Raw genomic sequence first — 25,740 nt, 5'->3', positions numbered from 1 at the left:
GTCCGGCTCCCTAGGGTCCGGCGCCGTAGAGTCCCGTTTCGCAGGGTCCCGCTCCGTGGAGCCGGTGGGCCCGGAGCCGGTCAACCCGGAGCCCGTCAACTCCGTGCCCGTCTCCCGGGAGTCAGGCCTCCCGGAGGCGGGCTCCCAGAGGTCTGGTTCCGCGGATCCCCGATCCGGCGCCTCGGGGTCCGGTTCCTCGGGTCCCGGTGGCCTAGGGTCCGATGCCCCAGAGTCCCGTTTCGCAGGGTCCCGCTCCCTGGAGCCCGTAGACCCCGAGCCCGTCAACTCCGTGCCCGTCTCCACGGAGTCGGACCTCCCGGAGGCGGGCTCCCAGAGGTCAGGTTCCGCGGAGCCCACCCCACCTGGTCCCACCCCACCTGATCCGACCCTTCCCGGCCCCGCCACCCCCCGCCCCGCCCAACTCCCGCCCCCGCCCGCGCACTTCACCGGCCGAAGCGAGGTAGGAGAGGCGCTGCGCCTGGTCCTGGACGCGGAGCACCCGGCCGCTACCGGACCTGGACCCGGCGTCGCCGTGATCAGCGGAATGGCCGGCGTCGGCAAGAGCGCGCTCGCGCTGCACGTGGCGCACCGGACGAGGGACCGTTTCCCGGACGGGCAGTTGTACGTCAACCTGCACGGGGCCACGCCCGGAATGGCCCCGCTCACGCCTGGCCAGGCACTGGCCGCGCTGCTGCGAGACCTCGGTACGGATCCGCGTCGTATCCCCGAACACCCGGACGCGGCAGCCGCGTCGCTCCGGTCGATTCTCGCGCCGACCCGCACGCTGATGGTGCTCGACGACGCGGCGCACGCCGGGCAGGTACGGCCGTTGCTGCCCGCGGGACCGGGGTGCTCGGTGATCGTGACGAGCCGTTCGCCGCTCACGGCACTGGACGGCGCGCACCGTTTCCCGCTGGCACCGCTGTCGGACGAGGACAGCGCGGCGCTGCTCCGCGCGATCTCCGGACGGGAGGAGGGGCTCGACGGCGGACACCCGCTCGTCGAACTCACCGGACGGCTGCCCCTCGCCCTCCGCATCGTCGCGGCCCGTCTCGCCGCCCGCCGCGCGCTCACACCGGACGCGCTCGCCCGTCAACTGGCCGCCACAGAGGGCCGGTTGCACCATCTTGAGTACGACGACCTGAGCGTCCGCAGGTCACTGGCCGTCGCCCATGACGCGCTGCACGCCTCGGAGCGGCAGGCCGACCGGGACGCGGCGCTCGCCCTGCGCCGTATCGGCGCGCTCGACCTCCCCGTGTACGGGATCCACCTCCTCGCCCGGCTCACCGGCACCGACGAACGCCGTGCCGAGGCCGCCCTCGACCGCCTCGTCGACGTCGCCCTCCTTGAGGAGACGGCGTACGGCCGCTACGCACCCCACGACCTCGTCCGCGACTTCGCCCGCGAGATCGCGGGGACGCCACTGGAGCAGGAGGCGGTCGACGAGACGCCTGCCCAGGCAGCCGGCAAGACGGCTACCGAGAAGGCCGGTGGCAGGGCTACCGAGGAGACCGGCGGCCGTACGGTCCCCGAGGCAGAGGTCCCCCTCCACGCGGAGCGCGCCCTCCGCTGGTACGCCGCCGTCGCCGCGCGCACCCTCGCGGCGATCGTCGAACCGGGCCTGGACCGCGACGACCGCGGCACGCCGACCGCGTCGCAGCCGGACGCTCACGCGGCGGACGTCGCGACGACTCTGCCGTTCGTCTCCGCCAAGGAGGCCTTTGCCTGGGGCGATCTGGAACTGGAGAACGTGGTGGCGCTGGTGGAGCGCTACGCGCAGCTGGGCGCGTACATCCCCGTCCTGGTGCGGCTGCTCCACCCGTACGCCCAACGCAGCGGCCGAGTCGCCGAGGCGGAGGTGCTCCAGCGGGCCGCGCTCGGCGCCGCGCGGCGGCTCGGGGACGAGGCCGCCGAGGCGTACGCGCTCGGGGACCTCGCGGGGCTGCACTTCATGACCGGGCGCGCGGGTGAGGCACTCGCGCTGAACGACGAGGCGTTGGCGATCTGGCGGCGGCTCGGCGTCCTGTCGTGGGTGCGGCGAGGCCTGAACAACCGCGGCATGCTCCTCCAAGGGCTCGGCCGGCACGACGAGTCCAGCGAGGCGCTGCTGCAAAGCCTCTGCCTCTCAAGGAGGTTGGGAGACCAGCACACCGAGGCCATCACCTACAGCAACCTCGGCAACCTGTACGAGCACACGGACCCACGGGCCGCCATCGACCATCACAAGCGGAGCCTCGCGCTCGGTGACGCCCTGGACGACGTGATCATCCGGCACTCCGCGCACTGCAACATCGGCTACGCCCATCTCACTCTCGGTGAACCGGCCGCCGCCCTGCCGCACTTCGAGGAGAGCCTGCGCATTCTCGGCGGTCACGGCGACTGGCACGGCGAGGCCCAGACCCGGCTCGGACTGGTACGCGCCCTGCGTGGAGTGGGGCTCCGCGCCAGGGCCGCCCGCGAGTGCGACCGGCTGCTGCGCCGCGCCGACAGCCGCGCCGACCGGTACACCGAAGGACTCGCACGCCACCAGCGCGGACTGCTGCTGAGCTTGGAGGGGGACGCCGAAGGGGCGTATGAGCTGTGGCGGTCGGCCCTCGAAGCGCTGGACGGGACGGACACCTCGGTGCTGGGGGAGTTGAGGGAACTCCTCGCCCAGCCGGCCGCTGTGACCTGACACCAACGTCACATTCCCCGAGCGAGGTCCAGACGTCTATTCGCTCTTCGCCTCGGCTTCTCTTGCCTCACTTCGCGTCCGCGTAGCACTCCACCACCGCCGTCGTGAACGGAAAACGGACCGGTGTCTCGCCGAACGTGAGGCGCCCCGCGAGGTCGGCCGCCGCGCGGATCGCGGTCACCACGGTCTCCGCCTCCTCGGCGGGGCAGTGCACGATCACCTCGTCGTGCTGGAAGAAGACCAGCTCGGCGGCGAGGTCGGCGCAGCTGCGCCGGAGGGCGGCGAGCACCAGCAGGGTCCATTCGGCGGCGCTGCCCTGGACGACGAAGTTGCGGGCGAAGCGGCCGCGGGCGCGGGAGTCGGAGGATGCGTAGCCCGGGACCCAGGCCGTCCGGTCGCCGGTGGTCTCGGCGGGGTCGTCCTGCGGCAGACCCGCCTCCTCCGAAGCGCCGGACTCGGATGCGCCGGCCGCCGGAGGGCACGTACGCCCGAGCCAGGTCCGGACGAGCCGCCCCTCCTCGCCCGCGCGGGCCGCGTCGTCCACGTAGGCGACGGCTTTGGGAAAGCGGCGGCGCAGCAGGGCGAGGTTCTTCAGCCCGTCACCGGACGTCTGCCCGTACACCGCCCCCAGCACGGCGAGCTTCGCCTGCGCCCGGTCACCGGAGAACGCCCGGTCCGACACCGACTGGTACAGGTCGCTCTCGCGGCCCGCGACCTCCATCAGCCCCGGATCGCGGGAGATCGCCGCGAGTACCCGGGGTTCCATCTGGTCGGCGTCTGCCACGACGAGCCGCCAGCCGGGGTCGGCGACCACGGCGCGGCGGATCACCTTGGGGATCTGCAGCGCCCCGCCGCCATTGGTCACCCAGCGGCCGGTGACCGTCCCGCCCGGCAGGTACTCGGGTCTGAACCGCCCGTCCCGCACCCAGTCCTGGAGCCAGGACCAGCCGTGCGCCACCCAGATCCGGTACAGCTTCTTGTACTCGATCAGCGGCTTCACGGCCGGATGGTCGATGGACTCGATCTCCCAGCGACGGGTCGACCCGACTTTGATGCCGGCCTGCGCGAAGGCCTTTATGACGTCGGCGGGCAGGTCGGGTCTGACCCGTCTCCCGAAGGCCGCCGAGACCTCTTCCGCGAGCTCGGCGAGGCGCCGGGGTTCGCCCCCGCCCGCATACCGCTCGCCGAGCAGTTCGTGCAGCACCTCCCGGTGGACGTCCGCGCTCCACGGCAACCCCGACTCGTTCATCTCGGCGGCCACCAGCATCCCCGCCGACTCGGCCGTCGTCAGCAGGTGCATCCGCTCGGGGAGCGCGGTCGCGTCATGGCGGCGGCGCTGATCCGCGTACACCTCCAGGAGGTCTGCCAGCGGTACGAGGACCGGGCGCGGTTCGAAGAGGGACGACTGCGAGCCCGGTTCGGCGGCGCGCTGGGGCGGGTCCGGCGGTACGGGGCCGCCGCGCAGTCTCGCGAGCGCGGCGGCTGCCGACCGGGGTTCGCCGAGCCGTCCCTCGTGGCCGAGGAGCAGCGTCTCGGCGGCCTCGATGTCGTAACACCGCTCCACTCGCACCCCCGTGGCGAGCAGTCGCGGATATACGTCGGCCGTGGACCGCCAGATCCACCGGGTCACGTCCGGCCGTGTCCGCACGGCGTCGACGAGATCCGGCTCCCTGCACACCGGGCCCGCGGGCAGCCCGTCCGGGCCGAGGGGGGCGACCTCGGCGCCGCCGTCCTCGGCCGGTGCGAGAGCCCACCGGTCGGTCATGATTCCGAGTCTCGCAGGAGGGTCTGACAATGAGGACGCAGGCGGTGTCGCGCGGGGTCCGGCTCCGACTCCGACTCCAGGTCCGATCAGTCGGTGCTCTCCTTTCGCGCGTTCACGATCTCCGCGATCACGTGGGCGATGTACTCCTCGGCTGCCGCCTTGTCCACGCCGACTCCGCTGAGGACTCCCTCGCCGTTCTCGAACTCCAGGAGGGCCAGGAGGATGTGTTCGGTGCCGATGTAGTTGTGGCCGAGGCGCAGTGCCTCACGGAAGGTGAGTTCGAGGGCCTTCTTGGCCGGGGGTGCGAACGGGATGAGCGCCGGCACCTCGCCGACGGACGGTGGGAGCGCCGCCGTCGCCGCCTCGCGTACGGCGTCCAGGGTCACGCCCTGTGCGGTGATCGCCTTCGCGCCGATCCCCTCGGGTTCGACGAGGAGGCCGAGGACGAGGTGTGCGGGGAGGATCTCGGCGTTGCCCGCGGACTTCGTCTCGTTCTGCGAGGCGATGATCACGTTCCGGGCGCGGGGGGTGTAACGGCTGAAGCCCTGGCTGGGGTCCAGGTCTGCCTCGGCCTTCGGGACGAAGCGCTTCTGGGCGGCCTGGCGGGTGACGCCCATGCTCTTGCCGATGTCCGTCCAGGAGGCGCCCGAACGGCGGGCCTGGTCCACGAAGTGGCCGATCAGGTGGTCGGCGACGTCGCCCAGGTGGTCGGCGGCGATCACCGCGTCCTGGAGTTGGTCCAGTGCGTCGGTGTGGACCTTCTTGATGGCGTCGATGAGGTCGTCGAGACGGATGGATGTCGATGTCGGGGCGGGTTGATTCGTCGTCATGTGTCAACCGTAGGTTGGCAGCCGAGGGGTGTCAACCCCGGGTTGACACCCCTGTGGGGGTGTCCGCCGGAAGGGGGCGCGTCCGGTGCGGGCAGGGCTGTTTTCGCCCCCCTCCGCCCCTACCCGTCCCTTGTTCCTGGGGGCTGCCGCCCCCAGACCCCCGGCGTCGGCCTGAACGGCCTCGTCCCACAAACGCCGGACAGGCTGAAAGCGCCGCGCTTGCGGGCGGGTGGTGGATCGGGATGGCACTGCCTGATCCTCGAACGTCGGCCGGGCTGAAAGCTTCCGGCCCTGGCCGGGCTGAAGACTTCTAGCCCTGGCCGGGCTGAAGACTTCTAGCCCTGGCCGGGCTGAAGACTTCTAGCCCCGGCCGGGCTGAAAGATCTCTCGCCCGGAGCTGAAGAGCACCGCCTTCACGGGCGGGTGGGGAATCACGATGGTGCTGTGTCGTTCTCCGACGCCGGGCGGGCTGGATGGTGATCACCTCCGCCCCCAGGCTGCTGCCACCGCAGCCCCTGTCCCCACCACCAGACACACCCCCACGCACCCCGCAAGCACCCCCCACGGCACCGCCACCCCCACCGGCGCCGACAACCGCCCCAGCGCCGCCGCCAGCCCCGCGAGGTTCAGCCCGGCGACGGCGCCCCCGAGCAGGGCCCCCACGCCGATCCCCAGCGCGGCCTCGCCCGCGACCACGCGCAGCACCTGTCCGTGGGTGGCTCCCGCGAGCCGTAGTGACCGCAGTTCGGCGTGCCGGGCGGACGTGGCCATCAGCAGGGTTCCGGCGAGTGAGATCGCGGCATAGACGAGGGTGATGCCGAGGACGACCAGGAGCCCCAGCCGGGTCTGCGGGCCGGCGCCCGGAAGGGTGGCGGCGAGCCACGCCGAGGTGGACCGCACCGTCCCGCCGGTGGACCGGAGCGCCGCCGCGACCGTCGCCGGGTCCGCACCGCGCGCCACGCGCACGTCGAGCCGGTCGACCGTGGCGCCCGGCGCGTTCGCCGAGGTCACGTACGCGCCGCTGTCACCCGTCCCGCGCGCCAGCACCGCGGCGACACGCAGCCGGGCGGGGGTTCCGTCCCCGAGCCAGACCTGGACCCAGGAGCCCACCTCGTGCCGCTCCCACTCCTCGTTCACGACGATCGAACGGTCGTCGAGATCGCCTACGTCGCCCGCCACCACCGGAAGCCGGGTCAGCGACGCGAACGCCGTCACATCGCTCACGGCCCGGGCGTCGGACCGTATGAGAGCGGTTCCTTCCTCCCGTACGAAGACCGCGGTGGAGGCCGTCCCGGACACGGTCGCCCCGGCCACCCGCGCCACCTCCAACGTCTCCCCGGTCACGACGAACTGACCCCGCGTCTGCTCCCGAACCTCCGCCGCCTTCGCTTCCGTCACCGTCGCCGCCGACCCCAGGAGCGAGCCCGCCAGCGCGACCGTCACCAGAACGGGGGCCGCCACGGCGGCAGTTCGCCGCACGGCCGAGGACGCGTTCGCGCGGATCAGCAGCCCGACGGCCCCGGGGAGCCGGTCCAGCCGGACCAGTCGTACGACCGGACGCACCAGGACCGGTGCCAGCGCCGCCACCGCCGTGATCAGAACCATCGGCTGCGTCACGTACGTCTTGCGCTTCAGCAGTGCGGCCGGATCCGTTCCCAACGTCCAGGCCAGCAGCCCGAGTCCGGCCGTGAGCAGCGTGAAACCGATCACCCGCCGGGACCACGGCATCACGCCCGTGTCCACGGACGCCTCGCGCAGGGCTTCGAGTGGGCCGACCCGGCCCGCCCGCCGCGAGGCCGACCACGTTCCGGTGACCGCGACCAACACGCCTACCGCGAAGGCGACTTGATACGGCCCACTCCCCGACCCGCGCAGCGCGAACCACGCAGGCGCCACCCCGCCCTCCACCAGCGCCCGCACGAGCCGCGGCGCCGCCCAGGACCCGAGTACGCATCCCACCGCCGAGGCCATGAGCCCCACCGCGAGCGCCTCCCCGAGCAGGAGCCGCCGCACCTGTCCGGGCAGCGCCCCGACCAGTCGCAGCAGCCCGAACTCCCGCCTCCGCAGGGCCACCACGAAGGCGAACGTGGACGCCGTCACGAACACCGACACGAAGGCCGCGACCCCGGCCGCGGTGCCCAGCAGGGAGTCGACCCCGACCAGCGCCTCGGCGTCACGCGCGGCGGACGGGTCGGCCTGGTGGCGGTCCGCGCCGGTCAGGACACGGCCACGGGTCCCGACCAGTTCCCGTACGGCCGCGACGGGAGCATCGACACCGACCGCGTCCCGTGCCGCCCCGTCCAGCCGCACCTGCCCCAACTCCCTCAGCTCGCGGATCAGTTCACTGTCCACAGGGTGTGGATGCGCGAGCTTCTTCGACACGAGGGCGGTGCCCGGCCCGCGTTGCACCTCCACGGTCAGCGTGTCCCGGCCCATCACCACCACCGGCGAGGAGGCGAACCGCTCCGGCGCACGGGCGGGCGCGCCGAGGGAGGCGGCGAGACCCAGCCCCATCGCCGTCATCACGGCGACCCCGAGCGCGACGGCGACAAAGGAACCGAGGAAGGAGGCCCAGCGGATACGCAAGGAGGACAAGGCCAGGGTCAGCACGTCGCACCCGCCGGCCTCGCCGGGTGCGCCGCGATCTCCGCCGCCGAAGGGGCCACCGGATCGTGCGTGACCACGGCCGCCGTCCGGCCTTCCCCTTCCACCAGCTCCCTCGGCGGGGCCAGGACGTCCAGGGCGTTGACGGCGCCGTGGTCATGGCGCAGAGATCGGATACATACGGCTGTCGTGGTGTCCATGCCCTCCAGCGAACCGTCCGGAGGCCGCCAGGACACGACCACCAGCGGGTCTTCCGGGGGTAGGGCCAGTACGACCACCAGGGCCTTCGGGAGGGCAGGGCCCCGCCCGTGGCACGATCGAGGGATGAGCAGCAGTACGTCCACCACCGTGGAGCGCGCCTTCGAGGCCGCCCTCTATGCCGACTCCGACGCGGCCCTCGACACCGGCGCCTCGATGCTCGCCGCCGACCCCGCCTCCGATGCCGAACTCGCCCGGCGTGGCGAGGAGTTCGTCGCGGGGGCGTGGCGGCGCGGCTGGCAGCCCGCGGATCTCGTACGGTTCGTCCGCCGCGAACTGGAGGACGTACACGTACGTCTGGTGTCCGCGCTGATCGTGAGCGGGAACCACGATTCCCGCGGCCCCCGTTGGACGGCCCAGCTCGAAGACCTGGACGCACAGCCGCCCCGCACCGACCGCTTCTCCTACGCCACGGCCGCCCTGGAGCTGTACCGACTCCTCCTCCGGCTCCCCACCATCGAGCCACTGGACGTATCGGAGGGGACCGCCACCGCCCCACAGGACTCCCGCATGCTCACCCGGATCCGCGCGCTGCTGGCGAAGGCGGAGGCGACCGGGTTCCCGGAGGAGGCGGAGGCGTTGAGCGCCAAGGCGCAGGAGTTGATGGCGCGGCACAGTATCGACGAGGCACTGCTGGCGGCCCGTACGCATGCCAAGGACGCGCCCGGAGCCTGCCGGATCGGGGTCGAGCCGCCGTACGAGACGGCCAAGGCGGTACTCCTGGACGCGGTGGCGGGGGCGAACCGCTGTCGCGCCGTGTGGAACGACTTCCTCGGCTTCTCGACCGTCGTCGGCTTCGAACCCGACCTGGAGGCGGTCGAACTCCTCTACACCTCCCTGCTGGTGCAGGCCACGGCCGCGATGACGAAGGCGGAAGCGGCGCAGCGGGCGGCGGGACGGAAGCGTACGAAGACTTTCCGGCAGTCGTTCCTGGCCGCGTACGCGCACCGGATCGGCGACCGGCTCGCGTCCGCCGCGGAGAGCCAAGTGGCTTCCGCAGTGGGCGAGTTGCTGCCCGTTCTGGTGGCCCGCGAGGTGGCGGTCACGGACCACATGGAGCGGATGTTCCCCGAGACGGTGACCACCCGGCTGCGCGGGGTGACCGACGAGACCGGCTGGCAGGAAGGCGCCGCGGCGGCGGACCGGGCGCAGGTCAGGGGGCGTCGCCCGATCCCGTGACCCCGTGACTCAGTCGCCCGCGTGCTGGAAGGGGCTCACCGAGGCGTCCGGGTCGTCCGCCGCGGTCTTCCCCGCCTTCCCGGCGAGGGGGCCGTACGACCACGGGAAGTCCTGGGTCGCGGCGTCGCCGGGCAGGCTGACCTGCACCGTCTTGGCGTCGAGACTGCCGGCGCCGGCTGCCTCGCCCCGTACGTAGGTGATGGTGAAGGTCGCGGTGTCGTCCTTCGCCAGGGTCAGCTTCTCCGGCTGCGCGGCCTCGTCACCGGCAACGGTCGCGGAGACCTCGCCGGAGGTCAGGCCGACGCCGGGAAAGCCCTCCAGCGTGCACTGGGCGCCGGTGTTGGTGATCGTGACGGGCACGATGCCGGTGTCGCCGGCGGCCGGGGCGGCACTGGCGGGGTCGACCTCAATGCCGACCTGGCCGACCTTGCAGGCGGCGGAAGCGTCGGAGGCGGGCGAGGCCGTGGCCTTCGTACCACCGTCGTCATCGCCGCCACCACCGCAGGCGGTCAGAGTGAGGGCCGCGACGAGAGCGGTGACGGCGATCGGTATGGCGCGCATGTTTTGGTTCCCCTGAGATCGTGACGTTGCTCCGAGGATCATCACGCACAACGCGGTACTCCCACTCCACCACCCCCGGCCGTCTCGTCTCCAGGCCCCCGTCCCGCCCCCGTCCCGTCCCGCCCCCGTCCCGCCCCCGCCCCCGTCCCGCTCCCGGTCCCGCTCCCGCTCCCGGTCCCGCTCCCCGTCCCGGTGAGCGCCCGCTTCGCCGAGGCGCTGCGCACGGCCACCGAACAGGGCACCGAGGCCGTACGCGAGGGGCACGTCCTGCGTTGGGACGTCGTACGCGAGGGGCACGTCCTGCGTTGGGACGTCGTACGCGAGAGCCGTGTCCCGCGCTCGGACGCCGTACGCGAGGCCCGGGAGGCCGGGACAGCGCGGGTGTCCCCGAGGGCGGGCCCGAAGCGGCGGTCCACCGGAGCGCCGCCCTTCTCCCGAACTCCGTCGCCGAATTCTCCGAGGCCCTCGACACCGCCGCCCTCCCCGAGACGGCCGACGTGTCCACGAACGCGGACGTGTCCACGAACACGGACGGGCCGCGGCACCCGTAGGATTCCGCGGCCCGTCCATCAGCCACTCGAGCCACAAGCCTCCGGCAGGGTCAGCCCAGGCTCGCCGTAGGCAACCCCGAAGGCAGCTGCCCGCCCTCGGACTTCGTGTACGACTCCGCGCCGAGGTCGCCCTGCCACGTGACCTTCATGGTCGTACCGCTGACCGAGTCGACCATCCCGACCGCGCGATCCTTGTTGCCGTTCGTGCAGGTGAGACGGATCATCTGCATGCCCGACTCCTCGCCCGCACTGCCGCTGCACACCGTGCCGCCGGTCTCGAAGAGCCCCGCCTGCGTGCCGGTGATCACCAGTGCCACGGCCTTGCCGTCCGTCGTGGCCAGCCAACTGCCCTCCAGCTTGCCGCCGGAGGGAGTGGCGGCTCCGGAGCCACCTCCCGTGTCGGCCGAGGCCGATCCGCTCCCGGACGTGCTGGGGCTCGCGGAGTCGTCCGTGGAACCGTCGCCGCTGCTGCAACCGGTCAGCACGAGCGCGGCCGTCAGGCCCGTGACCGCGGACGCTGCCGCGATACGTGCCCGACGCCGCGGGAAGGTCGCCGAAGTCACTGAAGCCCCCAAGGGTGGAGATAAGAGTGGAGAAGATGCCGGGGTCGCCGGAACGACCGCAGCAAGTTACCAGGAGGACTTGCGGACCCCGGGAAGAAATCCCGCGTGCGCCTGCTTACGCAGATTCACCCGGGAGAGCCCGAAGGTACGGAGATAGCCGCGGGGCCGGCCGTCCACACTGTCCCGGTTGCGTACGCGGGTGGCGCTGGCGTCGCGCGGCTGCCTGCGCAACTCCTCCTGGGCGGCGAGCCGTTCGGCCCCGCTCGACGACTGCCGGCGGATGACCTCCTTCAGCTCGGCGCGCCGGGCGGCGTACCGCGCGACGATCTGCCGCCGCTCGTCGTTCTTCGCGATCTTGCTCTTCTTCGCCATCAGACCTTCACCCCTCGGGCGCGGATCCGCGCCACGGCCGCCTCGACGCCGATCGTGTCGACCGTCTTGATCCCGCGTGCGCTCAGCTGCAGCCGTACGTGGCGGCCCTCGCTCGGCAGCCAGTAGCGCTTGCGCTGGATGTTGGGGTCGAAACGGCGTGCGGTGCGCCGGTGGGAGTGGGAGATCCGATTGCCGAAGCCCGGCTGGGCGCCGGTCAGCATGCAGTGGGCGGACAAGGGTGACGCACCTCTCCAGATCGCTGGTTGGTAATGGGATTCATGTTCAGTAATATATCAGCATGGCACGCAACGAACTCCGTCCGGTCGTCAAACTCCGGTCGACGGCCGGGACCGGCTACACGTATGTCACCCGCAAGAACCGCCGGAACGACCCGGACCGGATGGTCCTGCGCAAGTTCGACCCGGTCGTCCGCCGGCACGTCGATTTCCGAGAGGAGCGCTGACCGTCATGCGCGAAGGAATCCACCCGTCCTACGGCCCCGTCGTCTTCCGCGACCGCGCCGCGAACCACGCCTTCCTCACCCGCTCCACGCTCGCCGCCACGGCGGGCGGGAAGACCATCGAGTGGGAGGACGGCAACACCTACCCGGTATTCGACGTCGAGATCTCGAACGTGAGCCACCCCTTCTACACGGGCAACGCGCGCGTGCTGGACACCGCGGGCCGTGTGGAGCGCTTCGAGCGACGGTTCGGCAAGCGCGGGGGTCGCTGATGGCAGGCGGGGGGCTGTCCGTCGCGATCGTCGGCGGACTGCACGCCGACGCTCGCAAGGCTGCCGTCGAGCAGTTGCTGACGGACGTGCCGGGGAGTGTCGCGCTCCACCACGACCTGGCGACGGCCGCGGCGGGCACGGTCGTCCGTACGATCCGCGACGCCACCGGCGTGCTGTCCGTGGGTGAGGCACCCCTCGTCAACGACTGCGCGTGCTGCGCCCTGCGCGAGGATCTGGTGCCGGAGCTGGAGCGACTCGCGGAGGCGGGGCTCACACAGCTCGCGATCGTGGAGCTGTGGGACTCGGTGGAGCCGAGGGCGATGGCCGAGGTCGTGGCGGCCGGCGGTCTCACGCTGACCGGCGTGATCACCGCCGTCGACCCGGCCCTCCTGCTGCCCTACCTCGGCAACGGTGACGACCTCGCCGACGGCGGCCTCGCCGCGGCCGCCTCCGACCAGCGCACGGTCGCCGACACCTTCGCCCGCCAGCTGGAGTACGCGCCCGTCCTCGCCATCGCCCCCTCCGAGGAGGCCGACGACGAGGACCGTGCGCTGCTGGCGCAGTTGCATCCGACGGCGCGACAGGTGCCGATCGGGGAGCATCCGACGGCTCGGCAAGTGCCGATCGGAGAGGGGGACTTCGCCTCGCCGACGCCGACGCCGATCCCGAACCTGACGCCGGCTCCCCGCTCTCCCCTCGCCGAAGCCGCCCTCGCCGGTTTCGACGTCGACGCTGCCGCCGCCGCCCAGCATCCCGCCTGTGCACGACTCCCGGCCGAGGCCGACGAGTGCGGGGTCGCCACCCTCGTATGGCACCGTCGGCGTCCGTTCCACCCGGAGCGGTTGTACGAGGCGCTGGAGGATCTGTGCTGTGCGGCGGCGCGCAGCAGGGGGCGGTTCTGGCTCGCCGACCGGCCCGACACGCTGCTGCACTGGGACGCGGCCGGGGGTGCGCTCTGTGTGGAGAGCGCGGGCCCGTGGCTCGCCTCGCTGCCGGACGCGGCGTGGGACCTGGTCCCTCCGGTGCGCCGTGCCGCCGCCGCCCTGGACTGGCACCCGGAGCACGGCGACTGCTGCCAGCACCTGGTCTTCACGTCCCCGGGCCTGGACCGCGACGGCCTCGAACTGCTCCTGGAGTCCTGCCTGTTGACCGACGCCGAGTATGCCGCGGGGCGCGCCGCCTGGAAGCGGCTCCCGCCTGCCTTCGACACCCTCCTGGAGGTCTGACCCCATGGCCCGCAAGCCCGAGCGCAAGCCCGCGAAGCCCCGCCCCAATCCGCTGGACCGCGAAAAGATCACGTACATCGACTACAAGGACACGGACCTGCTGCGCCGGTTCATCTCGGACCGGGGCAAGATCCGCAGTCGCCGCGTCACGCGCGTGACGGCGCAGCAGCAGCGGATGCTGACCCGCGCGATCAAGAACGCCCGGGAGATGGCGCTGCTGCCGTATTCAAGCCGCTGACCAGTGGGCCGGTCGGCCGAGGGGCACATGTTGCTGGGGGTTCCCTGTGCGTCACACGTAGGGAGCCCTCAGCTTTATCCGGTACCTATTTGTCGAGGTTTCAAGGAGGTTGGAACACAGTGGCTGCCTCGTGCGTCTCTTACATACAGACACGGGGGCCGGAGATCGTGTGCGATGCGATCTTCCGGGAATGCGCTGGGGACCAGCTGTAGTCGTCTTGACAACCGCCTGTAGTCAAAAGGCCGGTAAAAGCTGTAACCGCAGGACCACCCCGCGTGCACGTGCATCTGCCCATGCATCTGCACATGAACAGAGCTATGATCCGGGTCAGTTGACCACTGCATCAATGGCCACATCAGCCACTGCACGACCGGGGAGCGACCTGTGGACCACGACGTGTACGACGTGGATTTCGTGGATGACGTGTACAACGGCATGGCTGCGACCGCACTGAACGGAGTGGCCTGGCAGAAGAGCCGGCACAGCAACTCGCAGGGTTCCTGCGTGGAGTTCGCGCGGCTGCCGGGCGGCGACGTCGCCGTGCGGAACTCGCGGTTCCCCACCGGGCCCGCGCTCGTCTACACACGCGCCGAGATCGAGGCCATGCTCCTGGGCGTCAAGGACGGCGAGTTCGACCACCTGGTCGCGGGAGCCTGACCACGCAACCGAGCGTGATCGTCGCAGATCAGTGAGTAACGCGCGTAGAACCGCGGCGCCGAAAGGCGCCGCGGTTCCTTAGTCGCAAGGGGCCGCGGGCGGAGCCGACGGCAGCCGGAAAAGTGCCCACACGACCTTGCCGTTGAGGGTGCCCGCGAGCGGGTGCCAACCCCAGCTGTCGGAGAACGAGTCGACCAGGAAGAGGCCGCGGCCCGACTCCGCCGAGAAGTCCTCCGAGTCACCCGCGACCGGGCTGTCGTGACTGGGGTCGCGCACCGCACACACCAGACGCTCGGTCCATCGCATCAAGTGCAGCCGCACGGGCGGCCCTTGGTCCTCCGGGCGGGGCGTGTCCGAGGGCAGTGCGTGCCGCAGCGCGTTGGTGACGAGCTCGGAGACCACCAGACAGGCATCGTCGAAGCGGTCGCCGACCTCCCACTGGTCGAGCGTTCTGCGGGTGAACTGCCGCGCCTCGCGCACCGCTTCGTAGCGGGCGGGCAGGGCGCAGGAAGCGGCATTGGACACGGCCGCAGGATCGAGCGGCGGAAGTCCCTGCCGTAAGGGCTCGAGCATGGTCGATCCATTCGTCCCCATGCGAGGCACTCCCGGGTGTTCGCGGTCGTTGCGATGCAGCGGTGGCGCGAGGACCATGGTTCCGAATGCGCAGGGCAGATGCAAGGGCAGATGCACGTGCACGCGCCCGAATTGGACCTTCCTCTACCGGTTCTTGCTCATTTCTTCTGTCACCTTCTTCACTCTTGTTGTCCATCAAGTGGTCTGTTCCTGTGGCAGTCCTTTGAATCCTTTCCATTTCTGTAACCGAACGAGTACAGCTCGAAGTGTTTTAGTGGCAGACTGCGGCCCCTGGAGACGGTTGGGGAGGCGGACGAACGTGAGCGCTGGTGAGTCGAGCGGCTCGGTGGTGCGGCGCATGCTGCTCGGATCACATCTCAGGCGCCTGCGAGAGGCGCGTGGAATCACCCGTGAAGCGGCCGGTTATTCGATCCGCGCCTCCGAATCGAAGATCAGCCGCATGGAGTTGGGACGGGTGAGCTTCAAGACGCGCGACGTCGAGGACCTGCTGACGCTCTACGGCATCATGGACGAGGCCGAGCGCACGTCCCTGGTGTCCCTCGCGAAGGAAGCCAACGTCGCGGGCTGGTGGCACAGTTACTCGGACGTCCTGCCCAGCTGGTTCCCGACCTATGTCGGCCTGGAGGGCGCGGCCCACCTGATCCGGGTGTACGAAGTGCAGTTCGTACACGGCCTGTTGCAGACCGAGGCGTACGCGCACGCGGTCGTCACGCGCGGCATGAAGGGTGCGAGCCCCGCCGACATCGACCGGCGCGTGGCACTGCGCCTGGAGCGTCAGAAGTACCTCGTCGCCGAGAGCTCCCCCGAGTTCCACATCGTCCTCGACGAGGCCGCACTGCGCCGCCCGTACGGCGACCGCGAGGTGATGCGCGGACAACTCCAGCATCTGATCGAGGTGTCGGAGCGTCCGAACGTACGACTTCAGGTCATGCCGTTCAGCTTCGGCGGCCACTCGGGAGAGAGCGGCTCCTTCACCATCCTCAGCTTCCCCGAGTCCGACTTGTCCGACGTCGTCTACCTGGAGCAGCTCACCAGCGCGCTCTATCTGGACAAACGCGAGGACGTCACCCAGTACGAGAGCGCGCTCAAGCAGTTGCAGCAGGACAGCCCGGGTCCGTCGGAGAGCCGTGACCTGCTCAGGGGGCTGCTCCAGCTCTCCTGAGAACCCCGTGAGGACCCTGTGGGAACTTTCCAGGATTTCCTGGGATTCTTCACAGGATCTCCCGAGGTGTTCTCCAAGTCCCTTGAGACACAAGTACGATGACGTCTGATCAGGTGTTGATCGGATGTCTGCTTCGGCAGCGCAGGGATTGAGGGATAGAGGGAGTACATGTCGTCCTACTTCACCGACCTGGCCCAGCAGTACATCGACGGTGAGTGGCGCCCGGGGACCGGCTCCTGGGACATCATCGACTTCAACCCGTACGACGGCGAGAAGCTGGCGTCGATCACGATAGCCACGGTCGAAGAGGTCGACGACGCCTACCGCGCAGCCGAGCGTGCCCAGAAGGCATGGGCCGCCACCAACCCGTACGCGCGCCGTACCGTCTTCGAGCGCGCCCTGCGGATCATCGAGGAGCGCGAGGCGGAGATCATCGAGGTGATCATCGCCGAGCTCGGCGGCACCCACACCAAGGCGGGCTTCGAACTCCACCTCGCCAAGGAGTTCCTGCGCGAGTCGGTCCAGTGGGCGCTGCGCCCCGAGGGCAAGATCATCCCCTCGTCGGCCGACGGCAAGGAGAACCGCGTCTACAACGTGCCCGTCGGCGTCGTAGGTGTCATCAGCCCCTTCAACTTCCCCTTCCTGCTGTCGATCAAGTCCGTCGCCCCGGCGCTCGCCCTCGGCAACGCCGTGGTCCTCAAGCCGCACCAGAACACCCCGATCGTCGGCGGTTCCCTGGTCGCCAAGGTCTTCGAGGACGCGGGCCTGCCCGCCGGCCTGCTGAACGTCGTGATCACCGACATCGCCGAGATCGGCGACGCCTTCATCGAGCACCCGGTCCCGAAGGTCATCTCCTTCACCGGCTCCGACAAGGTCGGCCGCCACGTGGCCACCGTCTGCGCCGCGAACTTCAAGCGTTCGATCCTCGAACTCGGCGGCAACAGCGCCCTGGTGGTCCTGGAGGACGCGGACATCGACTACGCGGTCGACGCGGCGGTCTTCAGCCGGTACGTCCATCAGGGCCAGGTCTGCATGGCCGCCAACCGCATCCTGGTGGACCGCTCGATCGAGGCCGAGTTCACCGAGAAGTTCGTCGCCAAGGTCAGGACGCTCAAGGTCGGCGACCCGAGCGACCCGCAGACGGTCATCGGCCCGGTCATCAACTCCTCGCAGGCGGACGCCCTCACGAGCGTGGTCGACCAGGCGATCGCCGAGGGAGCCACTGCCCTGGTGCACGGCACCGCGACCGACAACCTCGTCTCGCCGAGCGTCCTGACCGGCCTGCCCGCCGAATCGTCCCTCTTGCAGCAGGAGATCTTCGGCCCGGTGGCCATCCTCGTGCCCTTCGACGGCGAGGAGGAGGCGGTCCGCATCGCCAACGACACCCCGTACGGGCTCAGCGGCGCCGTCCACACCGCCGACGTCGAGCGCGGAGTCGCCTTCGCCAAGCAGATCGACACCGGCATGTTCCACGTGAACGACGGCACCGTCCACGACGAGCCGATCGTCGCCTTCGGCGGCGAGAAGAACTCGGGCATCGGCCGCCTGAACGGCGACGCGGTGGTCGACGCGTTCACCACACTGAAGTGGATCTCGGTACAGCACGGGCGGAGCTTCTTCCCGTTCTGAAGTCTTCTCCAAGTGCTGAGACTTCGCGCTTTTCGCCGGGCCCTTGCGGACAGAACCTGACCGCAAGGGCCCGTAGCTTCATCGGTGTCGGGCAGCAGGTGCCCGGCAGGAAGACCCGATGAAAGGCGGCCGGTCATGGTCACTCATGTTCCCGCAAAGGCACCCGGAGACGAGCGCGGGGCCCTCCTGGCCTTCGTCGAGGCCCAGCGCGGCGGCCTGCGGCGCGCGGTGCTCGGACTGAGCGACGAGCAGGCGGCGCGCACGCCCAGTGCCAGCGAGTTGTCGCTGTCCGGTCTCGTCAAGCACGTCGCCGAGTGCGAGCTGAACTGGCTGCGGATGGCCCAGCAGGAGCCCAACGAGCGGGAGCGTACCCAGGAGACATGGGGGGACAGCTTCCGGCTCGTCGAGGGCGAAACGCTGGCCGGGACCCTCGCCTTCTGGGACGGCGTGGCCCACGAGACCGAGGAGTTCATCCGCTCCGTCGGCTCCCTGGACGACACCTTCCCGCTGCCCGAGGCCCCTTGGTTCCCCAAGGACGACGTCTCGATGCGCTGGCTCCTGCTCCACCTCGTCGAGGAGATCGCCCGGCACGCCGGCCATGCCGACATCGTCCGCGAGTCCCTGGACGGCGCGACCGCCTTCGAACTGGTCGCCAAGGAGCAGGGCACGTCCTGGGGGTGAGACGGGCCGTCGAGGAGCAGGGCGCGTCGTAGGAGGCAGGCGGCGGGTCCTAATGTGGACCGCATGTCAGCGATCCGTCTCCTGGTGCTCGGCGCCGTCCGCCAGCACGGGCGGGCCCACGGCTACCAGGTGCGCAACGACCTGGAGTACTGGGGCGCGCACGAGTGGTCCAACGCCAAGCCCGGCTCGATCTACCACGCGCTCAAGCAGATGGCGAAGCAGGGCCTGCTGCACGCGCACGAGATCGCGCCGTCCACGGCGGGCGGCCCGCCGCGCACCGAGTACGAGATCACGGACAAGGGCACCGAGGAGTTCCTGTCGCTCCTGCGTGAGTCCCTGACGTCGTACGACCAGAAGATGGACGTCCAGTCGGCGGCCATCGGCTCCATCGTCGACCTGCCGAGGGCCGAGGTGGTGGCCCTCCTGAAGGAGCGGATCCGCAGGATCGAGGAATGGCGGGGAGCCGTCACCGAGCACTACGTGCCCGAGGACGGCCCCGAACAGCTCGGTCACATCGGCGAGATCATGAACCTGTGGGTCCACACCGCCGACTCCGACGCCCAGTGGACGCGCGGCCTGATCGCACGGATCGAGCGCGGGGCGTACGTCTTCGCGGGCGAGGGCGAGCCGTTCGTCGGCGTCCTGGCCGAGGGCGAGGAGAACCCGTACGCGACGGGGACGCCACATCCCGGGGACCTCGGCTAGTCAGGTCTCGCCACTGATCGAGTGTGGTCTCGCGGCTGATCAAGTTTGACGAATGGTCCTTCCGGGGATTACTTTCGATGTGTAGTCAAGTTTGACTACTTGCCGAAGGGGGATGGGATGACCGACGCGATCGTCGCTGAGGGCGTACGGAAGCGGTACGGCGACAAGGCGGCCCTGGACGGCCTCGACCTGGCGGTGCGCCGCGGCACCGTGCACGGCCTGCTCGGTCCGAACGGAGCAGGCAAGACCACGATGGTGCGCGTACTGACCACCCTCCTGCGGCCCGACGAGGGCCGGGTGGAGGTCGCCGGGTACGACGCGGTGCGCGAGGCCGGTCGGGTACGGCACCGCATCGGCCTGCTCGGCCAGCACGCCGCGCTCGACGAGGAACTGGGCGGACACCAGAACCTGGAGATGTTCAGCCGGCTTCACCACCTGGGCGCCCGCCACGCGCGCGTGCGGGCCGACGAGCTCCTGGAGCGCTTCGGGCTGGCCGACACGGGCCGCAAGGCGGTCAAGCAGTACAGCGGCGGCATGCGCCGTCGCCTGGACCTCGCCGCGTCCCTCATCACCGAGCCGGAGGTGCTGTTCCTCGACGAACCGACGACCGGGCTCGACCCGCGAGGCCGGGCGGAGGTGTGGGCCGCCGTCCGCTCGCTGGTCGGCGGGGGCACCACTGTCCTGCTCACCACGCAGTACCTGGAGGAGGCCGACCAGCTCGCCCACCGCATCTCCGTCGTCGACCACGGAAGGGTCATCGCGGACGGCACGGCCGACGAACTGAAGGCGCGCACCGGCGGCGACCGGATCGACGTGGTGCTCCGGGATGGTGGCCAACTGGGCGCCGCTGTGGCCCTGTTGCCGTTCCCCGCCGACGGTGTCTCCGTCGACACCGACCGCCGTCTCCTCAGCGCCCCGGTCACCGACCGCATGGCGGCACTCGCCGGGGCCGTCCGCGCCCTGGAGGAGGCCGGCATAGAGGCCGAGGACATCGCGCTGCGGCGGCCGACGCTGGACGAGGTGTTCCTGGACCTGACCGGGGACAAACAGCGTGCGGACGAGCACCGTATGGAGGAGACCGTATGAGTACGTACGAGGCGATCCGCCCCGGGGCTTCGCGGGCTTCGGGGGCGTACGTCCTGACCGACTGCTGGACCATGACCCGCCGCGAACTCGCCCACTGGGCACGCCAACCCGTCCAGGTGCTCGTCGGCCTGGTCTTCCCCGTGATGCTCCTCCTGATGTTCGGCTATCTGATCGGCGGCGGCCGGGGCGTCCAGGGCGACTACGTCGACTTCCTGGTGCCCGGCATGCTCGCGCTGACCATGGCCTTCGGCCTGGAGGGCACGATGCTGGCCGTCACCCAGGACCTCAACAAGGGGGTGATCGATCGCTTCCGGTCGATGCCGATGGCCAACGGGGCCGTCCTGGTGGGTCGTTCGGCCGCCGACATGCTCCAGTCGGCGGTGGCCCTGGTGGTGATGATCGGCGTCGGGTACGCGATCGGCTGGCGGGCGCACGGCACGTTCGCGGCGTTCCTGGGAGCCGTCGCACTGCTGCTCCTCTTCCGGTTCGCCATGCTGTGGATCGGCATCCACCTCGCGATGGTGGCCGGGAAGCCGGAGATGGTTCAGGCCGTGCAGATCCTGGTCTGGCCGGTCGGCTTCCTGTCCAACGCGTTCGCGACCCCGGACTCCATGCCGGGCTGGCTCGGCACAGCGGTCGAGTGGAACCCGATGTCCCAGACGGCGACGGCGGTACGGGACCTGTTCGGCGGGCCGGGCGGGGAGCCGGGGCACGTCTGGGCGGCGGTGGCCTGGCCGCTGGCACTGCTGGCCGTGTTCCTTCCGCTGGCGGTACGGAGGTTCGGGGCGCTGAGCAAGTAGGCACCCGGAGCTCCCAACCCCCAACCCGGCGGGACGTGAAAAGTCGTCGCGAGGAAGTGGGAACCCGATCGCGCCGAGCGGTGTACCAGAAATGACGGCACATCACGGGATCGGGGGACTGTCATGAGGTGGGGATGGGGCAGGAGCAGGAGCAGGAGCAGGAGCAGAAGCAGAAGCAGGAGCAGGAGCAAGGCGGTTGTGGGCGCTGTCGCCGCCGTGCTTGGCGTGCTGGCGATGGTGGCCGGATGCGTCGACGCGGGTGCGGGTGCAGGTGCGGACAGGGGCGTGGACACAGGCCAGGGCGAGGGAGGGGGAGTGGGCGGAAGCGCCCCCGCTGCGACAGGGGCGGTGCCACCCCGGATCCCCTCCTCACCGGACCTGCCCGGTGTTCCGCACGCCGTCGGCTTCGCATCGGACGCCACCGGATTCGCCCTGCTCGCGGAGTGCGGGAAAGCGCCTTGCAGGCAGCACGTCGCCGTGCTCGACAAGGGCGCCGACTCCTGGCGCCTCGGGCGCTCCCCGCTGGCGGACGTGACCGGGGGCTTCGGCATCACGGCGGGGCTCGTGGTGCTGGGTCCTGGCCGCGCGCTGATCACCGAGGGGTGGTTGCCACCGCCCGACCGGACCTGGTTCACGGACGACGGCGGCCGCACCTGGCTGCGCGGCTCCCTCGCTCCCTCGGGCACGACTCCCGAGGTGCCCGAGGGAGGCGCCCTGGTCCACGACTGCTCCCGGCTGGACAAGGAGGGGAGCAACTGCGAGGCGTCCCGGCTGCTCGTGGTGCTCCCGGACACGGGCCGGTTCGCGGTCCTGGCCAACCAGCCCCCGCTGGCGGGCCGGCTGAGTCCGGCGGGGCAGACCGCAGGCGGTCTGCTCTTCGCCTCCGGCACCGACCCGTCCTCCGGCCTCCCGGCACTCGCCGTCAGCGACGACCGCGGGCGCACCTGGCGTACGGCCCCGCTCACCAACTCCGACAAGCAGGGCTGGGGAATCCGGGTGGTCGCGTCCGGAGACGTCCTGTACGCCGTTCAGTCAGGCCCGTTGCCTGCCGAGGAGGGCGTGAAGAACGGCCTGCGCGCACTGCACCGCAGCACCGACGGAGGCCACACCTGGGAGCGGGTCTGGAGGTACCGCAAGGGCGTGCACCCTCTCTCCACGCTCAGCGATCCGGTAGCCGCCGCCGACGGCAGCCTCACCATCCACGGAGAGGACGGCGTCTGGCGCAGCACCGACGGCGGCCGTTCCTTCGAGGGGGCCAGGGGCTCACAGGGCCTGGGAGGATCGGTGACCGTGACACCGCTCGGCTACCTGGCGGGCGACAGCTTCGGCGTCGGCAGCTACCGCATATCCGCCGACGGCATCCGCTGGCACAGTTTCGTGCTGGGCGACGGAGACTGACCAGGCCCGTCCCGTCCAGGCCCGTCCAGGCCAGGACGGGCAGCAGCGGCGGATCAGTGGTGGAAGCCGGTGGCCGCGGCCTTGTCGCGCGTCAACGGATGCGGCTGCATGCGCAGTTCCGGCAGCAGTCGCCCGAGGTCCTCCGCGAACAGCTCGGCGAGGTCCTCCGAGAAGCCGTTGCGGCACACCACCCGCAGCACGGCCAGGTCCTCCCGATTGGCCGGGAAGGTGTACGCGGGCACCAGCCAGCCCCGTTCGCGCATCCGCCGGGACACGTCGAAGACGTCGTACGCGGTCACGTCGGGCTTCGTCGTGAAGGCGAAGACCGGCAACTCGTCGCCTCGGGTGAGGAGTTGGAAGTCGCCCAGCGCCTCGATGCGTTCGGAGAGCCCGAGCGCCACGTCCCGGGTCGTCTGCTGCACGGCCCGGTAGCCCTCGCGGCCCAGCCGCAGGAACGTGTAGTACTGCGCCACGACCTGGGCGCCCGGCCGGGAGAAGTTGAGAGCAAAGGTCGGCATGTCGCCGCCCAGGTAATTGACCCGGAAGACGAGTTCCTCCGGCAGTTCGACGGCCGACCGCCACAGCGCCCAGCCGACACCCGGGTAGACGAGGCCGTACTTGTGACCCGAGGTGTTGATGGACGACACCCTCGGCAGCCGGAAGTCCCAGACCAGGTCCTCGTCGAGGAAGGGGGCGACCATTGCGCCGGACGCGCCGTCCACGTGCACCGGGATGTCGAGTCCGGTCCGCTCCTGAAGGGCGTCCAGGGCCGCGCACAGATCGGCGATCGGCTCGTAGGACCCGTCGAAGGTGGACCCGAGGATGCCGACGACCCCGATGGTGTTCTCGTCGCACAGCTCGGCGGCCGCCTGGGGGTCGAGGTGGTACCGGTCACCCTCCATGGGGACCTGGCGGGCCTCGACCTCCCAGAAGTTGCAGAACTTGTCCCAGCAGACCTGGACGTTGACCCCCATGACGAGGTTCGGGCGCGCCCCGGGATAGCGGTCCGCGTTGCGCTGGGCCCAGCGGCGCTTGAGGGCCATCCCGGCGAGCATGCAGGCCTCGCTGGAGCCGGTCGTCGAACAGCCCACGGCGGCCGCCGGGTCGGGCGCGTTCCACAGGTCGGCGAGCATGGCCACACAGCGCCGCTCCAACTCGGCGGTGCGTGGGTACTCGTCCTTGTCGATCATGTTCTTGTCCCGGCACTCGGTCATCAGCAACCCGGCCTGCGGCTCCATCCAGGTGGTGACGAAGGTGGCGAGGTTCAGCCGCGCGTTGCCGTCCAGCATCAGCTCGTCATGGACGAGTTGATACGCGGTCGTGGGCGGCAGCGGCCCGTCCGGGAGCCGGTGCTTGGGCGGGGCCTCGGTCATACCGCCGACGGGATTGGCCTCCCCGAAGAACGGGTTGACGGACATCGGGCGCTCGTCGCGCTTCTCGGGGCCTTGGTGCAGCGGCATGACATCTCTCCTAGCGGATCGGGGTTCCGTCGTCGTGAAGCTTCATCCGGTCGCCGGGCCCGGACCCGCGTGCCTCGGCGCTTTCCACACCACCAGGCCCACCGCGAGACCGGTGGCGGTGGGCATCACGATCATCAAGAGCGCGGATGGAGCACGGATGGAGCACGCATTGAGCTGCTCCTCGGGCTGAAGCCCGAGAACTCTGGCCTTCTCGGCGGGGCTCTGTGCCGCTGTGCGGTACGGGATTCGGGCGGGTGTCCGTGGCTTCCTGCTTTTCCGCGCTGTGCCAGGACCAGTCCTGGTCCCACCGGCGCTCCGCAGGCTGTCACCGCCAGTCCGGCGGCCGATTCGACGTTCTTCGCGGCAGTGTGGTCGCGATCGTGGACGATGCCGCAGTGCCGGCAGATCCGTTTCCGTACGTGCAGGGGTTCGGGCCCGTCCTTGACGCCACAGCCTGAGCACACCCCGGTGGCGCCCCACGCGCGGCGCGTCCGGCAGGGTCTCCCACAGGAGGTCCTGGAGCCGCTCGGCCACCAGACTGATGCCCAGCAGGACCCCCGCCACATCGACCACCGCGGAGGGCACGATCAACGGAAGCAGACGCGGCGCGGGGACCTGCGCCGGATCCGGTTCCGCCGGGGCTTCTGTGGTCACGCGCACACCCTAAGCGGGTGAAACCGACATAACACCCCAGGGGCCTGCTCCAGGACCCCAGGCGGCCCGCTCCTGGTCTCCGGTCCCCCGCTCCTGGTCCCCGGTCCCCGGTCCCCGGTCCCCGGTTCCTGGTCCCCGGTCCCCGGTCCCCGGTTCCTGGTCCCCGGTCCCCGGTCCCCGGTCCCCGGTCCCCGGTCCCCGGTCCCCGGGATTTTCGGACTTGCACCTCACGTCACGTGAGGACCCAGCCTGGGAGGCGTACGGACACCGGATGAAGGGAGCGGAAGTGAGTTATCCAGTGGGCCAGGTCGCCGGTTTCGCCGGAATCACGGTGCGCACGCTGCATCACTACGACGAGATCGGCCTGCTCGCACCGAGCGAGCGCAGCCACGCGGGCCACCGGCGTTACAGCGACGCCGACCTCGACCGCCTGCAGCAGATCCTGTTCTACCGGGAACTCGGCTTCCCCCTCGACGAGGTCGCCGCCCTGCTCGACGACCCGGCCGCGGACCCGCGCGCACATCTGCGCCGGCAGCACGAGCTGCTGACCGCCCGGATCGAGAAGCTGCAGAAGATGGCGGCGGCCGTGGAACACGCCATGGAGGCACGCACGATGGGCATCAACCTCACGCCCGAGGAGAAGTTCGAGGTCTTCGGGGACAAGGATCCGGAAAAGCACGCGGAAGAGGCCGAGCGGCGCTGGGGCGGCACGGAGGCCTACGCCGAGTCGCAGCGCCGCGCCGCCCGCTACACCAAGGACGACTGGCAGCGCATGCAGGCCGAAGTGGCCTCCTGGGGCGAGCGTTACGACGCCCTGATGGCGGCCGGTGAGCCGCCGGCCGGTGAGCGCGCCATGGACATGGCCGAGGAACACCGGCAGCACATCACCACGTGGTTCTACGCGTGCTCGTACGAGACCCACCAGGGGCTCGCCGGGATGTACGTCGCCGACGTGCGCTTCAAGGAGTTCTACGACTCCATGCGCCCGGGGCTCGCCGAACACCTGAGGGACGCGATCGGGGCGAACGCGGCCCGGCACTCCCAGGGAGCCTGACGGTAAGGGGCGTCGCCAATTGGCCACGCCCCTTACCGACGTGCACTTCTCCGCCCAGCCCTCTTCCTTCGGACCGGCCCCGTCCGCTACCGGGATTCATTCGCAGTGCATCGGGCTTCAGTCCGATGAAGAGATAGTGGGGAGGGACCAGAACTGATGGGAAAGTTGGACGCCGCACCTGCTGCGGTGAACGGACCTGACGACGGACCCGAACTTGACTGGCACGGCATCGACTGGGCCAGCGAGGAAGAGAACGTACGGCGACTTCGCCAACGGATCTTCCGCGCAGAACGTGAAAACGGCCGCC

The 25,740-nt window shown here is 70.6% G+C and carries 27 protein-coding genes; 16 read left to right on the top strand and 11 right to left on the bottom strand.

Translation table 11 applies throughout. The features are described from left to right. Positions 1-2,674, top strand: a 2,674-nt coding sequence (locus ACFWP7_RS34150) for a tetratricopeptide repeat protein (protein WP_384389629.1), incomplete at its 5' end; no start/stop codon positions are given. 67 nt (positions 2,675-2,741) lie between these two features. Here ACFWP7_RS34150 and ACFWP7_RS34145 read toward each other — a convergent pair. The 4 genes from ACFWP7_RS34145 to ACFWP7_RS34130 all read right to left on the bottom strand — a co-directional run bounded on the left by ACFWP7_RS34145 (position 2,742) and on the right by ACFWP7_RS34130 (position 8,220). Further along, on the bottom strand, positions 2,742-4,439 hold the full coding sequence (locus ACFWP7_RS34145; RefSeq protein WP_384389626.1) for a bifunctional 3'-5' exonuclease/DNA polymerase: 1,698 nt from the start codon (positions 4,437-4,439) through the stop codon (positions 2,742-2,744). A gap of 86 nt (positions 4,440-4,525) precedes the next feature. Further along, entirely contained in the window at positions 4,526-5,269 is a 744-nt protein-coding gene (locus tag ACFWP7_RS34140) for a Clp protease N-terminal domain-containing protein (protein ID WP_384389623.1), read from the bottom strand. Between the two features lie 480 nt (positions 5,270-5,749). Beyond that, entirely contained in the window at positions 5,750-7,879 is a 2,130-nt protein-coding gene (locus ACFWP7_RS34135; RefSeq protein WP_384389620.1) for an FtsX-like permease family protein, read from the bottom strand. After that, complete coding sequence (locus ACFWP7_RS34130; protein WP_384389617.1) at positions 7,873-8,220, bottom strand: hypothetical protein; 348 nt, start codon at positions 8,218-8,220, stop codon at positions 7,873-7,875. The genes ACFWP7_RS34135 and ACFWP7_RS34130 overlap by 7 nt, the downstream gene beginning before the upstream one ends. Here ACFWP7_RS34130 and ACFWP7_RS34125 point away from each other — a divergent pair. Next, entirely contained in the window at positions 8,198-9,310 is a 1,113-nt protein-coding gene (locus ACFWP7_RS34125) for a DUF2786 domain-containing protein (protein ID WP_384389614.1), read from the top strand. The genes ACFWP7_RS34130 and ACFWP7_RS34125 overlap by 23 nt on opposite strands. A gap of 9 nt (positions 9,311-9,319) precedes the next feature. Here ACFWP7_RS34125 and ACFWP7_RS34120 read toward each other — a convergent pair whose 3' ends face one another. Further along, entirely contained in the window at positions 9,320-9,871 is a 552-nt protein-coding gene (locus tag ACFWP7_RS34120; protein WP_384389611.1) for a DUF4232 domain-containing protein, read from the bottom strand. Positions 9,872-10,176: 305 nt separating this feature from the next. On the opposite strand from ACFWP7_RS34120, the gene ACFWP7_RS34115 reads away from it, so the two are divergent. Next, entirely contained in the window at positions 10,177-10,422 is a 246-nt protein-coding gene (locus tag ACFWP7_RS34115; protein ID WP_384389608.1) for a hypothetical protein, read from the top strand. Positions 10,423-10,472: 50 nt separating this feature from the next. Here ACFWP7_RS34115 and ACFWP7_RS34110 read toward each other — a convergent pair whose 3' ends face one another. From ACFWP7_RS34110 to rpmB, 3 genes are all read right to left on the bottom strand, one after another. Continuing rightward, positions 10,473-10,985, bottom strand: a complete 513-nt coding sequence (locus tag ACFWP7_RS34110) for a hypothetical protein (protein ID WP_384389605.1) — start codon at positions 10,983-10,985, stop codon at positions 10,473-10,475. 66 nt (positions 10,986-11,051) lie between these two features. Beyond that, the gene (gene rpsN / locus ACFWP7_RS34105; protein WP_384389602.1) at positions 11,052-11,357 is read right to left on the bottom strand and encodes a 30S ribosomal protein S14; all 306 of its coding nucleotides are present in this window, start codon (positions 11,355-11,357) and stop codon (positions 11,052-11,054) included. Beyond that, the gene (gene rpmB / locus ACFWP7_RS34100; RefSeq protein ID WP_384389599.1) at positions 11,357-11,593 is read right to left on the bottom strand and encodes a 50S ribosomal protein L28; all 237 of its coding nucleotides are present in this window, start codon (positions 11,591-11,593) and stop codon (positions 11,357-11,359) included. The genes rpsN and rpmB overlap by 1 nt, the downstream gene beginning before the upstream one ends. 62 nt (positions 11,594-11,655) lie before the next feature. On the opposite strand from rpmB, the gene rpmG reads away from it, so the two are divergent. The 5 genes from rpmG to ACFWP7_RS34075 all read left to right on the top strand — a co-directional run bounded on the left by rpmG (position 11,656) and on the right by ACFWP7_RS34075 (position 14,210). After that, a complete protein-coding gene (rpmG, locus tag ACFWP7_RS34095) occupies positions 11,656-11,820 on the top strand; it encodes a 50S ribosomal protein L33 (RefSeq protein WP_266457123.1) in 165 nt (54 codons plus the stop codon). Positions 11,821-11,825: 5 nt separating this feature from the next. Next, entirely contained in the window at positions 11,826-12,089 is a 264-nt protein-coding gene (locus ACFWP7_RS34090; RefSeq protein ID WP_365429666.1) for a type B 50S ribosomal protein L31, read from the top strand. After that, positions 12,089-13,315, top strand: a complete 1,227-nt coding sequence (locus ACFWP7_RS34085) for a GTP-binding protein (RefSeq protein WP_384389594.1) — start codon at positions 12,089-12,091, stop codon at positions 13,313-13,315. The genes ACFWP7_RS34090 and ACFWP7_RS34085 overlap by 1 nt, the downstream gene beginning before the upstream one ends. Before the next feature lie 4 nt (positions 13,316-13,319). Then, positions 13,320-13,553: a 30S ribosomal protein S18 gene (rpsR, locus tag ACFWP7_RS34080; RefSeq protein ID WP_384389591.1), complete on the top strand. Its 234-nt coding sequence runs from the start codon at positions 13,320-13,322 to the stop codon at positions 13,551-13,553. Positions 13,554-13,937: 384 nt separating this feature from the next. Further along, on the top strand, positions 13,938-14,210 hold the full coding sequence (locus ACFWP7_RS34075; RefSeq protein WP_384389588.1) for a DUF397 domain-containing protein: 273 nt from the start codon (positions 13,938-13,940) through the stop codon (positions 14,208-14,210). 78 nt (positions 14,211-14,288) lie between these two features. Here the strand turns inward: ACFWP7_RS34075 and ACFWP7_RS34070 are convergent, their stop codons facing one another. Beyond that, positions 14,289-14,804, bottom strand: a complete 516-nt coding sequence (locus tag ACFWP7_RS34070; RefSeq protein WP_384389585.1) for an ATP-binding protein — start codon at positions 14,802-14,804, stop codon at positions 14,289-14,291. Positions 14,805-15,141: 337 nt separating this feature from the next. On the opposite strand from ACFWP7_RS34070, the gene ACFWP7_RS34065 reads away from it, so the two are divergent. The 7 genes from ACFWP7_RS34065 (at position 15,142) to ACFWP7_RS34035 (ending at position 22,265) form a co-directional block, all read left to right on the top strand. After that, positions 15,142-15,966 carry a helix-turn-helix domain-containing protein gene (locus ACFWP7_RS34065; protein WP_384389663.1) on the top strand — a complete coding sequence of 275 codons (825 nt, stop codon included), beginning with the start codon at positions 15,142-15,144 and terminating at the stop codon, positions 15,964-15,966. Between the two features lie 168 nt (positions 15,967-16,134). Continuing rightward, positions 16,135-17,595 carry an aldehyde dehydrogenase family protein gene (locus ACFWP7_RS34060; RefSeq protein WP_384389582.1) on the top strand — a complete coding sequence of 487 codons (1,461 nt, stop codon included), beginning with the start codon at positions 16,135-16,137 and terminating at the stop codon, positions 17,593-17,595. A gap of 135 nt (positions 17,596-17,730) precedes the next feature. Further along, positions 17,731-18,276: a DinB family protein gene (locus ACFWP7_RS34055; RefSeq protein WP_384389579.1), complete on the top strand. Its 546-nt coding sequence runs from the start codon at positions 17,731-17,733 to the stop codon at positions 18,274-18,276. A 63-nt stretch (positions 18,277-18,339) separates the two neighbouring features. Then, positions 18,340-18,981: a PadR family transcriptional regulator gene (locus tag ACFWP7_RS34050; RefSeq protein WP_384389577.1), complete on the top strand. Its 642-nt coding sequence runs from the start codon at positions 18,340-18,342 to the stop codon at positions 18,979-18,981. Positions 18,982-19,098: 117 nt separating this feature from the next. Beyond that, the gene (locus ACFWP7_RS34045; protein WP_384389574.1) at positions 19,099-20,067 is read left to right on the top strand and encodes an ATP-binding cassette domain-containing protein; all 969 of its coding nucleotides are present in this window, start codon (positions 19,099-19,101) and stop codon (positions 20,065-20,067) included. Continuing rightward, positions 20,064-20,867, top strand: coding sequence for an ABC transporter permease (locus tag ACFWP7_RS34040; protein WP_384389572.1), 804 nt, complete (start codon positions 20,064-20,066; stop codon positions 20,865-20,867). Before ACFWP7_RS34045 ends, ACFWP7_RS34040 begins: the two co-directional genes overlap by 4 nt. A 198-nt stretch (positions 20,868-21,065) precedes the next feature. After that, positions 21,066-22,265, top strand: coding sequence for a WD40/YVTN/BNR-like repeat-containing protein (locus ACFWP7_RS34035; protein ID WP_384389569.1), 1,200 nt, complete (start codon positions 21,066-21,068; stop codon positions 22,263-22,265). A gap of 53 nt (positions 22,266-22,318) precedes the next feature. Here the strand turns inward: ACFWP7_RS34035 and ACFWP7_RS34030 are convergent, their stop codons facing one another. Next, positions 22,319-23,725: a glutamate decarboxylase gene (locus ACFWP7_RS34030; RefSeq protein ID WP_384389566.1), complete on the bottom strand. Its 1,407-nt coding sequence runs from the start codon at positions 23,723-23,725 to the stop codon at positions 22,319-22,321. Between the two features lie 134 nt (positions 23,726-23,859). Next, positions 23,860-24,291, bottom strand: coding sequence for a zinc ribbon domain-containing protein (locus ACFWP7_RS34025; RefSeq protein ID WP_384389660.1), 432 nt, complete (start codon positions 24,289-24,291; stop codon positions 23,860-23,862). 374 nt (positions 24,292-24,665) lie between these two features. Between ACFWP7_RS34025 and ACFWP7_RS34020 the strand changes: the two genes are divergently transcribed. Continuing rightward, positions 24,666-25,433, top strand: coding sequence for a MerR family transcriptional regulator (locus ACFWP7_RS34020; protein WP_384389564.1), 768 nt, complete (start codon positions 24,666-24,668; stop codon positions 25,431-25,433). Positions 25,434-25,740: the final 307 nt, after the last annotated feature.

The organism is Streptomyces sp. NPDC058470 (assembly GCF_042721055.1).
GTDB lineage: Bacteria > Actinomycetota > Actinomycetes > Streptomycetales > Streptomycetaceae > Streptomyces.
This window is presented reverse-complemented; position numbering and strand designations above follow the sequence as displayed.